12 protein-coding genes are annotated in these 12,902 nt (G+C 51.5%); 2 read left to right on the top strand and 10 right to left on the bottom strand.

Annotated features, from left to right (window positions below; genetic code table 11):
• Positions 1–25 precede the first annotated feature (25 nt).
• Complete coding sequence (lonB, locus tag NR121_RS02800) at positions 26–1,729, bottom strand: ATP-dependent protease LonB (RefSeq protein WP_074727132.1); 1,704 nt, start codon at positions 1,727–1,729, stop codon at positions 26–28.
• Between the two features lie 195 nt (positions 1,730–1,924).
• Here lonB and NR121_RS02795 point away from each other — a divergent pair, with 195 nt between their 5' ends.
• On the top strand, positions 1,925–2,683 hold the full coding sequence (locus NR121_RS02795) for an N-acetylmuramoyl-L-alanine amidase family protein (protein WP_062409270.1): 759 nt from the start codon (positions 1,925–1,927) through the stop codon (positions 2,681–2,683).
• Positions 2,684–2,810: 127 nt separating this feature from the next.
• Here NR121_RS02795 and ispG read toward each other — a convergent pair whose 3' ends face one another.
• The 7 genes from ispG to NR121_RS02760 form a co-directional block, all read right to left on the bottom strand.
• Positions 2,811–3,920 (bottom strand): flavodoxin-dependent (E)-4-hydroxy-3-methylbut-2-enyl-diphosphate synthase, encoded by a 1,110-nt coding sequence (gene ispG, locus NR121_RS02790; RefSeq protein WP_054819244.1) that lies wholly within the window; start codon positions 3,918–3,920, stop codon positions 2,811–2,813.
• 131 nt (positions 3,921–4,051) lie between these two features.
• On the bottom strand, positions 4,052–5,317 hold the full coding sequence (gene clpX, locus NR121_RS02785; protein WP_062409271.1) for an ATP-dependent protease ATP-binding subunit ClpX: 1,266 nt from the start codon (positions 5,315–5,317) through the stop codon (positions 4,052–4,054).
• A gap of 15 nt (positions 5,318–5,332) precedes the next feature.
• A complete protein-coding gene (gene clpP / locus NR121_RS02780) occupies positions 5,333–5,923 on the bottom strand; it encodes an ATP-dependent Clp endopeptidase proteolytic subunit ClpP (protein ID WP_054819243.1) in 591 nt (196 codons plus the stop codon).
• 40 nt (positions 5,924–5,963) lie between these two features.
• Positions 5,964–6,095, bottom strand: coding sequence for a hypothetical protein (locus tag NR121_RS02775; RefSeq protein WP_256380561.1), 132 nt, complete (start codon positions 6,093–6,095; stop codon positions 5,964–5,966).
• Between the two features lie 267 nt (positions 6,096–6,362).
• On the bottom strand, positions 6,363–7,652 hold the full coding sequence (gene tig / locus NR121_RS02770; protein ID WP_062409272.1) for a trigger factor: 1,290 nt from the start codon (positions 7,650–7,652) through the stop codon (positions 6,363–6,365).
• 151 nt (positions 7,653–7,803) lie between these two features.
• On the bottom strand, positions 7,804–8,712 hold the full coding sequence (locus tag NR121_RS02765; RefSeq protein ID WP_256830413.1) for a hypothetical protein: 909 nt from the start codon (positions 8,710–8,712) through the stop codon (positions 7,804–7,806).
• A gap of 181 nt (positions 8,713–8,893) precedes the next feature.
• Entirely contained in the window at positions 8,894–9,235 is a 342-nt protein-coding gene (locus NR121_RS02760; protein ID WP_054819242.1) for a hypothetical protein, read from the bottom strand.
• A 308-nt stretch (positions 9,236–9,543) separates the two neighbouring features.
• On the opposite strand from NR121_RS02760, the gene asnB reads away from it, so the two are divergent.
• Positions 9,544–11,388 (top strand): asparagine synthase (glutamine-hydrolyzing), encoded by a 1,845-nt coding sequence (gene asnB, locus NR121_RS02755; protein WP_062409275.1) that lies wholly within the window; start codon positions 9,544–9,546, stop codon positions 11,386–11,388.
• Between the two features lie 80 nt (positions 11,389–11,468).
• Here asnB and NR121_RS02750 read toward each other — a convergent pair whose 3' ends face one another.
• Both NR121_RS02750 and rph read right to left on the bottom strand, forming a co-directional pair.
• Positions 11,469–12,107: an XTP/dITP diphosphatase gene (locus NR121_RS02750; RefSeq protein ID WP_062409276.1), complete on the bottom strand. Its 639-nt coding sequence runs from the start codon at positions 12,105–12,107 to the stop codon at positions 11,469–11,471.
• Positions 12,088–12,849, bottom strand: coding sequence for a ribonuclease PH (gene rph, locus NR121_RS02745; RefSeq protein ID WP_062409277.1), 762 nt, complete (start codon positions 12,847–12,849; stop codon positions 12,088–12,090). Before rph ends, NR121_RS02750 begins: the two co-directional genes overlap by 20 nt.
• Positions 12,850–12,902: the final 53 nt, after the last annotated feature.

The raw sequence follows: 12,902 nt of genomic DNA, 5'->3' as shown, positions 1-12,902 counted from the left end.
TATCCAAAAAGAGACGCCAATCGCCCTATTCGAGCGCATCGGCGTGCAGTATTGTTACAGAAGCGGGAGAGGCGGGCTCCTGAACCAAATCCAGGGATTCGGATGAAACGTGGAGTTCCATGCCCAATGCATGATACAGCGCCTCTTCAATGCAATCGACGGGGATGACCTCCAGACCGTTTAAACCTGCAAAAATTTCCTGCCAGTTCTCCTTGGGAATGATGACCCTGTTTGCTCCTGCCTGGAAAGCGGCTTCCACCTTGGCAATAACCCCTCCCACAGGCTTTATTTTCCCGTGAATGCTGATTTCGCCAGTCATGGCGATATGGTTGTCCACCGGAATTTGTTTAATGGCCGATGTGATGGCAACAGCCATCGAAATTCCCGCAGAGGGTCCGTCAATCGGAATGCCTCCCGGAAAATTGATGTGCAGATCGAAATCATGCGGCCTGATGTTGAGTCTTCGAAGAACGGTTAGTACATTCTCTACGGAGCCGCGAGCCATACTCTTGCGCCGCAGCGTCCGCGCGCCCCCTCCCATCTCTTCCTCATCCACGACACCCGTAATCGTAAATTGTCCGCCGCCCGGCTGTGCCGCGGGGATTGCCGTTACCTCGATGTCCATTAGCGTTCCCATATTGGGGCCATAGACGGCCAATCCGTTCACCAAACCGATTTCAGGCTGCGAATGAATTTTTTTCTCCGGACGCGGAGAAAGCTGAGAACTGTTGACCACCCATTCAATATCGGCCGCCGACACTTCGCGGCGCTGTTCCGTCAATGCCATGCCCGCCGCCAACTGAATCACATTAACGGCTTCCCGTCCGTTGGTCGCATACTTTTTCACCACATCGATCGCTGCGCTGTTTTCGGGAAACCCGATTTTTTTGAGCGCTTTGGCGGCAATCATGCCAATCTCATCGGGCAGCAGCGGGCGAAAATAAATTTCCATGCAACGGGAACGGATGGCGGGAGGAAGCTCCTGTGGATTGCGCGTCGTAGCACCGACAAGCCGAAAATCGGCCGGCAGCCCGTTCTGAAACACGTCATGAATGTAGCTCGGCACATTCGTGTCTTCCGAATTATAATATGCGCTCTCAAGAAATACTTTACGATCTTCAAGTACCTTTAATAATTTATTCATCTGATGTGGATGTAATTCTCCGATTTCATCTATGAACAATATTCCTCCGTGCGCCTTGGTCACCGCACCCGGCTTGGGCTGGGGAATACCGGCAACCCCCATGGCTCCGGCTCCCTGATAAATCGGATCATGAACGGAGCCGATCAAAGGATCGGCAATGCCGCGTTCGTCAAATCTTGCCGTGGTCGCATCGATTTCCGTAAATTTGGCGTCGGGACGAAACGGGGATTCCGGATTCTTCTTCGCTTCTTCCAGCACTACACGGGCAGCTGCCGTCTTTCCTACTCCCGGCGGCCCGTAAATGATGACATGCTGCGGGTTAGCCCCGCATAAAGCGGCCTTCAGCGCGCGCAGACCTTCTTTTTGTCCAACGATATCTTCCATCGATGACGGGCGTGTTTTCTCTACAAGGGGCTTATTGAGCGAGATGGAACGAAGCTTGCGCAGCTTCTCCAGTTCCTTCTTGGATTCTTTGTCTACGGCCGTACGGTTCGTTTGCTGATTGCGCAGCAAATTCCAAAAGTACATCCCGATTACAATGGCAAAAAACAACTGGATCACCATTAAAACTACACTGATGTTCATAGCGTTTTGACCTCCATATGATTTCAGCTGACCGGGCTTTGTTTGCGGATATTTCCGGGGTCAGTTGCAGTTTCATTGATAACATATATGGTATTATTGCCCAGTCGTGGTAGCATTAATCGCTAAAGCTCGAGAAACTTTTTGGGGGATGCTAAAGAAGGCAGCACATTTCATTGGACGACAGGGGTGAGTTTTATGGCCACACGAATCATCATTAAACGTATGGCATCACTCGGATTAGCGCTATCGATCTTACTTATGCCCAAGTTGCCAGGACTTTTGGTGCAGGTGCAGCAGGTGCAGGCATCAGCTCCCGATTCCATTTTGCAGCCTAATGCAATAAGCGAACATCCGGCTATATCGAATGTGGATGTCATTATCGATGCAGGCCATGGAGGAATCGACGGCGGAACTTCGTATGGTGAGCTGTTGGAGAAGGACATTAATTTGGCCATTGCCGAAAAAACCTACGAGGCTTTACGGAAAAAAGGCTATATTGTTCTTCTCAACCGTTCGGGAGACTATGCGCTCAGCGGCGAAAATCTGTGGTTGAGAAGCAGATCGAGACATTTGAAGGATTTAGCGCAGCGGAGTCATTTGGCCAATGAAATCAAACCTAAGGCGATGATCAGCTTACACGTCAATTCGGCCAGAAATTCGTCCAAAAGAGGAGCCATTCTTCTTCATCAAAAAAATGAGCAGAGCAAACAGTTGGCCCGGCATCTTCAGCATTCGCTGAATCATTTGTACGGCATTCACGAAAAACCCTTTTATGGAAAGACTTACTATCTGCTTAAGCACTGCCGGATACCTACCGTTATTGTGGAGATGGGTTTTATTACGAATCATCAAGACCGCGAAATGCTGGTCCGGCCGGATTGGCAGCAAGCCATCGCCGATCATATTGCCATAGGGCTGGAACAATATTTAAAGACGTCATCCAATCCCTCCTAGACTTTGGTTTATTTTGTTATTGGTCTTTATCCCCGTTTTTATACGTTTTATGTAAGCAGGATGCAAAAAAAGCCTCGTATCCGTCTCGCAAAAGACAGATCCAAGGCATTCTCGTTTAAAGCCGTTGTTATGCATTGGCATGATGCTTTCTGCCGGGAATTTCACCGGTTTTATTAAAATGATCGACAATATGATCGATTTCCTTCTTCAGTTCGGAAAGGAGTTCGGCTTCAGGGACTTTACGGATCATTTCGCCGTAGCGGAACAGCAAGCCTTCTCCACGGGCTCCGGCAATTCCGATATCGGCTTCCCGAGCTTCGCCGGGGCCATTGACGGCGCAACCCAGCACGGAAACTTTAATCGGTACCTTCAGTTTGGAAATATATTCTTCAACTTCATTGGCAATGGAGAAAAGATCAATGTCAAGACGTCCGCAAGTCGGACAAGAAACAAGCGTGGCCGCATTCGTGATCAAACCGAATGATTTGAGAAGCTCGCGGCATACTTTGACTTCTTCCACCGGATCCGCGCTAAGCGAGATACGGATGGTGGAACCGATCCCCATACTGAGCAGCGCCCCTAGACCCGCGGCACTTTTTACCGTTCCGGAGAATAATGTTCCTGCTTCCGTGATACCCAGATGCAGCGGGTAGCGGAATGCAGCCGCCGCTTTCGTGTAAGCGGCTATGGCCATAGGTACATCGGAGGCTTTAAGAGATACGATGATATCATGAAAATCAAGCTCTTCCAAAATTTGAATATGGTACAAGGCACTCTCAACCATGGCTTCAGGAGTCGGGTAGCCATATTTTTCTAAAAGATGATTCTCCAGGGATCCGGCATTCACACCGATGCGAATCGGAATTCCCCGCTCTTTGCAAGCCCTGACCACGGCTTCCACTTTCTCGCGGCGGCCAATGTTCCCCGGGTTGATTCTCACCTTATCAATACCGTTTTCAATCGCCAGCAGCGCCAGACGATAATCGAAATGGATATCGGCTACAAGCGGAATAGAGATTTGCTTTTTGATCTCTTTAATGGCTTCCGCCGCTTCTTTATTGTTTACTGTCACGCGCACGATCTGGCAGCCGGCTTCCTCGAGCCGATGAATCTCCGCTACCGTCGCCTTCACATCCGCCGTCTTGGTCGTGCACATGCTTTGGATGATCACGTCGTTGCTGCCGCCAATGGTCAGATTTCCAACTTTGACCGGAATTGTTTCCGTTCTATGAAACATCTGTTTTCTTCTCTCCCATGATACCAAACATCCTCCGCTCCGAAGCGCGTGTTCCTTGGCCCCTGAACGGGTGAAACAAGGAATTTTCGGCAGCGGATTGGAGGTGTTTGATTTTATTGTATATCCTGCGCTTACGCGCTTTCTTCTTTTTTCTTCACCGTTTGGCCGTCGAGGGCTGTAATCTGCGGAGCGATCTTGGCTTGGACCACTTCCTTCGTTACAACGCATTTGGACGATTCGGTACGGGAAGGCGCTTCATACATCACGTCGAGCATAATGCCTTCAATGATGGCTCTTAAGCCCCGTGCCCCGGTATTGCGCTTGATCGCCTCTTTGGCAATCTCTTCCAACGCCTCGTCCTCGAACTCGAGCGTAACATTATCCATCTCAAGCAGCTTTTGATATTGTTTGACGAGCGCATTCTTCGGTTCAGTCAAGATCCGGATCAACGCCGCTTCATCGAGCGGCTCCAGTGTGGAGATAACCGGAATACGGCCTACAAATTCTGGAATTAACCCGAACTTCAGCAAATCCTCAGGCAGCACAAGCGACAAATACTCGCCCGGCTTCAGATCGACTTTGTGTCCATCCGTACCAAACCCGATGACTTTTTTGCCGATCCGGCGTTTAATAATCTGTTCCAAACCATCAAACGCTCCTCCGCAAATGAACAGGATATTCGTTGTGTCGATTTGGATGAATTCCTGATGCGGATGCTTGCGCCCGCCCTGCGGCGGAACGGAAGCGACCGTACCCTCAAGAATTTTGAGGAGCGCCTGCTGCACACCCTCGCCCGATACATCGCGTGTGATGGACGGGTTTTCGGATTTGCGCGCCACTTTGTCGATCTCGTCGATATAGATAATGCCGCGTTCGGCTTTTTCGACGTCGTAATCCGCAGCCTGGATCAGCTTCAAAAGAATGTTTTCCACATCTTCCCCTACATACCCGGCTTCGGTGAGTGAAGTGGCATCTGCAATCGCAAACGGCACATTCAATATTTTGGCCAGTGTTTGCGCCAGCAGCGTTTTTCCGCTCCCGGTCGGACCCACTAGCGCAATATTGGATTTTTGCAGCTCCACATCATCCAGCTTGCCCTGCTGCGTATTGATCCGTTTGTAATGGTTGTAAACCGCAACGGAGAGCGATTTTTTGGCCTGCTCCTGCCCGATAACATAGGAATCCAAAATAGCCCGGATTTCCATCGGCTTGGGTACATCCTTCAGATCGAGCTCTTCTTCATGGCCCAATTCTTCCTCAACGATTTCCGTACAAAGCTCAATACATTCATCGCATATATAAACGCCCGGTCCGGCAACCAGCTTGCGCACCTGCTCTTGCGATTTGCCGCAAAAGGAGCATTTCAGCTGGCCTTTTTCGTCGTTAAATTTAAACATGGGATCACTCCTTTTCTATGTCAAATCACTGCGAGTGATAACCGCATCAATGAGCCCGTATGCTTTAGCTTCCTCCGCACTCATGAAATTATCACGGTCTGTGTCGCGTTCGATTTTTTCGTATGGCTGTCCTGTACGTTCCACATAGATTTGATTCAGCTTCTGCTTGGTCTTGATAATCCAGTCGGCATGAATTTTAATGTCCGATGCCTGACCGCGAACTCCTCCAAGCGGTTGATGAATCATAACCTCGCTGTTCGGCAAAGCAAAGCGTTTGCCCGGCGCCCCGGCGGTTAACAATAACGAGCCCATACTTGCAGCCATCCCGACGCAAATGGTCGAAACGTCCGGCTTGATATATTGCATTGTATCATATATACCCATTCCTGCGGTAACGGAACCGCCAGGGGAGTTAATGTACAAGTGGATATCCTTCTCGGAATCCGTTGCAGCCAAAAATAACAATTGGGCTATAACCAGGTTGGCGACATCGTCATCGATCGCACTGCCCAAGAAAATAATGCGATCCTTTAACAAACGCGAGTAAATATCGTAAGAGCGTTCGCCGCGGCCTTCCTGTTCTACAACCATAGGTACCAGAGTCATCGTCTCAACCCCTCTACTTCGTTAATGCAATACAAAGAACTTACAAAATCATTGTAGCACGTTTAATGGCTAAAGTCATTCTCATGCAAATGACCCGCCCTCGTCTCACGCCTGCAACCATCACGGCCGTTTCCATCGCCATGCTGAACGACGGCAACCGCCTACTGCTCATTATGCGCTCTCCGTGAGCTTACTATGTACTAAAAGCAAAGCCGTTCTTATGTCGGTTTAAACGTTTGCGGCTTAATACCGCTATGTACGCAACTACGCAACGTTCACATGTACGGCGTAGGCAAAGCTATGTACTTCTTATTGTACTGCTATGTCATTCTTATGTGCATTCATCAGCCGGCAGAAACGCAATTTTTGGGTAAAACAAAAGCACGCATGGAAGTACACGTGCCTTTGAATGTATGTGACGCGGTATGAGCGTTACTCGTTACGCCGTTTTGCTGTTGTCGAGCAGGAATTTAACCGTTTTACGGTTCACAATGTCCTGAACCAGGGAAGGCATGTTTCCGTTGGACGTGAAGATGCTGCGGATCTCGTCTGCGGAACGGCCGTACAATTTGGACAAATTCTCCAGCTCGGCATTGATTTCCTCTTCTGTTGCTTCCAGGTTCTCAGCCTTGGCAATGGCTTCGAGCACCAGGTTATTCCGTACGCGCTTCTCGGCGTCGGCGCGCATTTGACCTTTCAGGTCCTCGACGCTTTGTCCGGTAAACTGGTAGTACATCTCGATGTTCATGCCTTGCGTACGCAGACGGGCTTCAAATTCTTTAACCATTTGCTCGGCCTCGTCATTGATCATGACTTCAGGAATTTCAACTTCAGCCGCTGCAGCAGCTTTCTCCACCACTTGAGCTTCTCTCTTTGCGTTGATCTCGTTTTGCTTGCGCTCTTTCAGCTTACTTTCGAGATCAGCCTTGAACTCTTCAAGCGTTTCGAACTCGCTGACGTCTTTAGCGAATTCGTCGTCAAGCTCCGGCAGGTTTTTGCGCTTGATGTCGTGCAGCTTGATTTTGAATACGGCTTCTTTGCCCTGCAGCTCTTCCGCCTGGTAGTTTTCGGGGAAGGTAACCGTAATGTCCTTCTCGCCGCCTTTCTCCAAACCGACCAGCTGCTCTTCAAAACCAGGAATAAAGCTGTTCGATCCGAGCTCCAGGGAATATCTTTCGGCTTTGCCGCCTTCAAATGCAGCGCCGTCTACAAAGCCCTCGAAATCGATCACGACAATGTCGCCATTTTGCGCAGCACCTTCTTCTACCGGAATCAGCTCCGCATGACGCTTTTGCAGTCTTTCCAGCTCTTCGTTGACTTCTTCCGCCGTTACGGAAGCTTCTTCCGCTTCGAGCTCGATGCCCTTGTATTCGCCAAGCTCTACTTCCGGCTTTACGGCAACCTTGGCTTTGAACTTCAAACTTTGTCCTTTGCCGAACTGCTCGACGTCTACTTCAGGACGGTCTATGGGCTCGATGCCTGTTTCTTGCACGGCTGCAACATAGGCGTCCGGCAAAATAATATCAAGCGCGTCCTGATACAAGCTCTCCACACCGAATTTGGATTCAAAAATGGCGCGGGGCACTTTGCCCTTGCGGAAACCCGGGACATTCACCTTTTGTACGACTTTCTTGAATGCCTTGTCCAGGGCGGCGGCCACCTGTTCCGCTTCGACTTCAATATCAAGAACGGCTACGTTCTTCTCTATTTTTTCCCAGCTTGCTTTCATTTTATGCTTTCCCCTTCCAAAAATGTTCCATCCATGATTTGTTACCGCAACGAACTGAGGACAAGCCTCTCGATATAACCATTATATTATAACTAGAATGAGTGACGTTTTCAAGGTATAAATGAATGTTGCAAAACGATAGAGACGCCGATCAAACCCTTCGGGTAAATACAGTCGAGGCAAACTGCTGCATCAACCGGTACGCCTGCTCCCATTGAAACGCCAATTCGGACGTAATGCCGTACTGCTCCAGAATTTCCGCTTTGTCTCCGCCCTCAAACAGATGCTCCAACAGCGTCAAGTGCAGCGCTGCGGCCCAAACATCCACACAATCGGTTTCCTGCTTCAGCATTTGGTCATAAAACGAGGTGCCGTAAATAAACGCGAGGAATTCGTTCCAGGTTTCCCCTGCAAAATAGGATAAAGCCGGGTGCTGCGTTTCGCTGATTTCCTGCACCCGATGGATAATATCTTGAATTTGCGAAGGGAACTGGTCGAAACCCGCAGGCGTATCCTCGATATCGACCTCCGCCGTTTCCCCGTTCTTATGGAGCGCCACAACACCGGTGATACCGCGCTTTTTTAACGTTTGGAGCGTTTTGAATTGAACAATGGGATGAAGCGGCATCTGCGTAAGCCAATCGAGTAGGGCTTGATCAATATCCGGATGATCCAAAAAAGCGAGCTGATCCAGCGCCAGCATCAGCTTGTCCACGTCCTTGTGTTCCTTCAGGCTTTCCAGCAGCTTTTGGGCATACTCTAAGCTCTGTTCACCTTTTGCGCTCAGATGCTCGCGCAGCAAATCCGTCTCGCTCAGATCCTGCTCCAAGTCGCTTTCGGGTTTGAATATGAGATCGGGAAACATCATATACAGCCAATCCAGAAGCGATTGCCATTCTTCCCTCGCCCTTGCGTCGCCGGACTGGCAGGCAAGGAGGAAACGCAGCAGCCTGATCGCTTCGCCGTATTGTTCCGACTCCAAAAGACGGGTCAGTTCATATTGATAGTACTCGACGGTTTTGGGAAATAGAATTACATTATCGTTCGATTGTCCGTTCATGTGACACCGCCTTTCCTTAAGCGACTTTCTTATGAATGCCAGTGTACCCGAAAAAGAAGCCGAAAGCAAAATTTGCCTGCTGCGGCTGCTGATCACAAAAAAGCCCCTGATGGCATCCATCCGGGCTGCATGTAATTTCAACTGGTTCGTTGGTATGGGGTTTGACATTCGTCCGCAGATCTTAGTCCATTTTCATGGCGGCTTGAATCAATTGAGCCTTGATGTGCGGATTTTTGTCGATGAAGGCGTACATTCTGTCGACAGCTTCCTTGTTTTGCAAGTAGTCGCGTTCATTTTGAATCATCTGGTGAGACCAGTTCAAAAGCGCAGCTTCCGCCGCTCCAAGACGGTTCAGGGCCGTGTGCAATCCGGTATCTTCAACAAGCCGCTCCATGACTTCCTGGTTTACGGTACCCAGCTTCTTCGTGGTAGCCAGCTTTTGCTCGAACTCTTTGTTGACTTTCTCAAAATGCTCCTTGGCTTCCTTATATTCCTTTTGCTGCTCCGATAAAGTCTTTTTCATACTTATGACCACCTTTCATGTTGATTCTCTGCCTTCCTGTCCTGCGCCGTGATGAAAAAAGGGAACCAAAACTCCGCTTTTTTGTTTCATAGGCCGCGCAAGGCAGAACTTACCCAATGGTTTTATACGCTTTAGTGTAACTTTTATTCGATCGTTTGTCCAATTGTTCGTCAAGTTTATGAGCCGTCCGCCCGCTACGGACAGACATGAATCGCGTTTTTCCCGCATAACCTTTAACATCTTGCTGTCGCTCCTTGGATAGGCTTGTTAGCCTGGAGGAATTCCAGAGATCAGAAAGGATGAAGACTATGTGTGGAATTACGGGATGGATTGATTGGCACAAAGACTTGACGCAGTATCCGTCCATTCTTGAAAATATGACGGATACGCTGGCCCCCCGCGGTCCGGACGCTTCCGGCACCTGGATCACGCCCCGCTGCGCCCTCGGCCACCGCCGTCTGAGCGTCATGGACCCGGAGAACGGCGTACAGCCGATGACGCGGAGAGCAGGCGACAATACGTACAGCCTTGTATACAACGGTGAGCTGTATAATGCCCCCGAGCTGAAAAAGGAACTGGAGCTGTGCGGTCACCGTTTTCTAACCGCATGCGACACCGAGGTGCTCCTCGTGGCGTTTATCGAATGGGGCCGGGCCTGCGTGGATCGGTTTAACGGCATTTTTGCTTTCGCCGTTTGGGATGATGAAGAGCAAACTCTGTTTGCGGCCCGCGACCGGCTCGGCGTCAAGCCGTTTTTTTATTCCTACACGGACGGACGGCTTCTGTTCGGTTCGGAGCCTAAAGCCATTCTCGCACATCCCGATTTTCCCGCCCAAATCAGCGGGGAGGGGCTGGCCGAGATCTTCGCTTTAGGACCGGCGCGTACCCCCGGGCACGGCGTATACAAAAATATGCACGAGCTGAAGCCCGGCCACTGCATGGTCCTGGATGCGAACGGCATTCGCATCCGCGCTTACTGGAAGCTGGAAAGCAAGCCTCACGAGGATACCGTCGAAGCCACTGCCGGGAAGGTGCGTGAGCTTCTGGAGGATACGGTTCAACGCCAGCTTGCTTCCGACGTGCCGGTCTGCACACTGCTCTCGGGCGGACTGGATTCCAGCGCGCTTACGTCTTTTGCTTCCCGTCATTATCATGCGCAAGGGCTCGGCACACTGCATACCTACTCGATCGATTACGTGGATAATGACAAGCATTTCAAAACGAGCGCCTTCCAGCCGAACGCCGATGCGCCCTGGATCCAACGGATGACGGATTACTTGGGCACCGTTCATCACGCGCTGGAATTTGATACGCCGGAGCTTGTAGATTCCCTGAAAAATGTAGTGTACGCCCGTGATTTGCCGGGGATGGCCGATGTCGACGGCTCGCTGTACTTGTTCTGCCGGGAAATTAAAAAGGGCGCTACGGTGGCGATTTCCGGCGAGGCCGCGGATGAAATATTCGGCGGCTATCCCTGGTTTCATCGTGACGATGCCCTGAACGCGCAAACCTTCCCCTGGTCGCTCGCCACTCCGGAGCGCATCGCTTTGCTGTCGCCTGATTTTGTCGATTGGGTGAAGCCGGAGCAGTATGTTCAGGAACGGTACCGCCAGGCGTTATCCGAAGTTCCGCGGCTTGCCGGCGAGAACCGGCAGCAAAACCGGATGCGCGAGATGTCGTATCTCAATATCACCCGGTTCATGCCGACCCTGCTCGACCGGAAGGACCGGATGAGCATGGCGGTGGGACTTGAGGTTCGCGTACCTTTTTGCGATCACCGGCTCGTTGAATACGTCTGGAACATTCCCTGGGAAGTCAAGACGGCGGGCGACCGTGAAAAAGGCATTTTGCGGAAAGCGCTCAAGGGCTCCTTGCCGGACGACGTGCTGACCCGTAAAAAAAGCCCGTATCCGAAAACACACAATCCAAATTACTTGTCGGCCGTCCGTTCCTGGGTTCTGGACATTTTACACGATTCCTCCTCGCCGCTGCTGCAATTTATCGATGTTGCCAAAATCCGCGCGTTAGCCGAGGACGACGGCAGCCGGTTCGACCTTCCCTGGTTCGGACAGCTGATGACAGGACCCCAGCTCTTGGCCTACCTTGCCCAAGTGGACACCTGGCTTCGCGCCTACAAAGTGGGCATTCGCTGACGGCGTACGGAAATCGGCCTCTAAATAAAATGACGGGACGAACTGCCGGAATGTTTCACCGTGCAGGCTTGTCCCGTCATTTATTTGCGGTCAAGCATGTCCCACAGCTTTCGCAGCGCACGGCCGCGGTGGCTCAAGGCGTTTTTCTCCTCCATCGTAAGCTCGGCAAGCGTACGGCCAAGCTCCGGCACATAGAAGAGGGGGTCGTATCCGAAGCCCCGTTCTCCCCTCGGCGAATCGATGATGACGCCTTCGCATTCCCCTTCAACCTCGGCTACAGGCTCGCCATGCTTGTCCACAAGCGCTATGGCGCACACGAACCGGGCCGGGCTGAGATATACAGGCCCGCCCGGCGCGGGGCCTTGAGCAGGCGCTGCGCGCTTACCCAGTTCATCCAGCAGCTTGCGGTTGTTCGCCGCATCATCCGGCGGCTCTCCGGCGTAACGCGCGGAATACACTCCGGGAGCGCCGTCCAGCCGATCTACGCATAATCCGGAATCGTCGGCAGCGACCGCGACTCCGAACCGCAGGGCGATCGCCCTCGCTTTAATCAGCGCGTTGGCCGCGAACGTTTCCCCATCCTCCGGGATGTCCGGAATGTCCGGGTAATCCCGCAGGCTGCGAACCGTCAAGCCTTTGTCCCGAAAGAGGGATTCGAACTCTTTTACCTTTCCCGCGTTCTTCGTTGCAATAAGGATTTCAGACCCGGGAAGCAGCATGGGCAGCCCCCCTGATCCGTTCAGAGATCACTCCGAGCACTTTTTCCTGTTCACTGATCATGGATTGGATGCCAAGCTCAGCTAACAACAGCAGCTCATCGAGCTCTTTGCGGGAGAACGGCGATTCCTCTCCTGTCCCTTGAACCTCTACAAATTTGCCGCTGCCGGTCATTACCACATTCATATCCACCTTGGCCTTGGAATCTTCGTCGTAATTCAAATCAAGAAGCGCTTGTTCCTGGATAACGCCCACACTGACCGAGCCAAGAAAATCAATGATCGGAAAACGGCTTAATTTTTTGTCGGTTGCCAGTTTATCGATCGCAATGGCCATCGCTACGAACGCCCCCGTGATCGACGTCGTACGGGTTCCGCCATCCGCTTGAATCACGTCGCAGTCGAGTGTGACGGACCGTTCTCCAAGCGCATCCAGTTGAACGACAGAACGCAGCGCACGGCCAATCAACCGCTGAATTTCCATGGTTCGGCCGCCCAGCTTGCCTCTGGCCGATTCCCTCTGGTTTCGGACCGAGGTCGCGCGGGGCAGCATCGAATATTCCGCCGTTACCCAGCCCTTGCCCTGCCCTTTCATAAACGGGGGCACCCGCTCTTCTATCGTCGCGGTACAGATCACCTTGGTATCGCCCACTTCGATGAGCACGGAGCCTTCCGCATGTTTATTATAATTCGCCGTGATTTTTACCGGCCTGGTTTCATCGGCTCTTCGGCCGTCGCTTCTCATCAAGTGCTTCTTCCTCCTTTTGCTCTGACGCTCCTTATTGTACCAGAGCAAAT

The organism is Paenibacillus sp. Pae15, assembly GCF_024519685.1.
GTDB lineage: Bacteria > Bacillota > Bacilli > Paenibacillales > NBRC-103111 > Paenibacillus_G > Paenibacillus_G naphthalenovorans.
This window is presented reverse-complemented; position numbering and strand designations above follow the sequence as displayed.

What these genes read in the sequence shown, in the direction of transcription:
- lonB (WP_074727132.1), bottom strand. Translation starts at nt 1,729, where the DNA reads ATGAACATCAGTGTAGTTTTAATGGTGATCCAGTTGTTTTTTGCCATT.
- NR121_RS02795 (WP_062409270.1), top strand. Translation starts at nt 1,925, where the DNA reads ATGGCCACACGAATCATCATTAAACGTATGGCATCACTCGGATTAGCG.
- ispG (WP_054819244.1), bottom strand. Translation starts at nt 3,920, where the DNA reads ATGTTTCATAGAACGGAAACAATTCCGGTCAAAGTTGGAAATCTGACC.
- clpX (WP_062409271.1), bottom strand. Translation starts at nt 5,317, where the DNA reads ATGTTTAAATTTAACGACGAAAAAGGCCAGCTGAAATGCTCCTTTTGC.
- clpP (WP_054819243.1), bottom strand. Translation starts at nt 5,923, where the DNA reads ATGACTCTGGTACCTATGGTTGTAGAACAGGAAGGCCGCGGCGAACGC.
- NR121_RS02775 (WP_256380561.1), bottom strand. Translation starts at nt 6,095, where the DNA reads ATGAGCAGTAGGCGGTTGCCGTCGTTCAGCATGGCGATGGAAACGGCC.
- tig (WP_062409272.1), bottom strand. Translation starts at nt 7,652, where the DNA reads ATGAAAGCAAGCTGGGAAAAAATAGAGAAGAACGTAGCCGTTCTTGAT.
- NR121_RS02765 (WP_256830413.1), bottom strand. Translation starts at nt 8,712, where the DNA reads ATGAACGGACAATCGAACGATAATGTAATTCTATTTCCCAAAACCGTC.
- NR121_RS02760 (WP_054819242.1), bottom strand. Translation starts at nt 9,235, where the DNA reads ATGAAAAAGACTTTATCGGAGCAGCAAAAGGAATATAAGGAAGCCAAG.
- asnB (WP_062409275.1), top strand. Translation starts at nt 9,544, where the DNA reads ATGTGTGGAATTACGGGATGGATTGATTGGCACAAAGACTTGACGCAG.
- NR121_RS02750 (WP_062409276.1), bottom strand. Translation starts at nt 12,107, where the DNA reads ATGCTGCTTCCCGGGTCTGAAATCCTTATTGCAACGAAGAACGCGGGA.
- rph (WP_062409277.1), bottom strand. Translation starts at nt 12,849, where the DNA reads ATGAGAAGCGACGGCCGAAGAGCCGATGAAACCAGGCCGGTAAAAATC.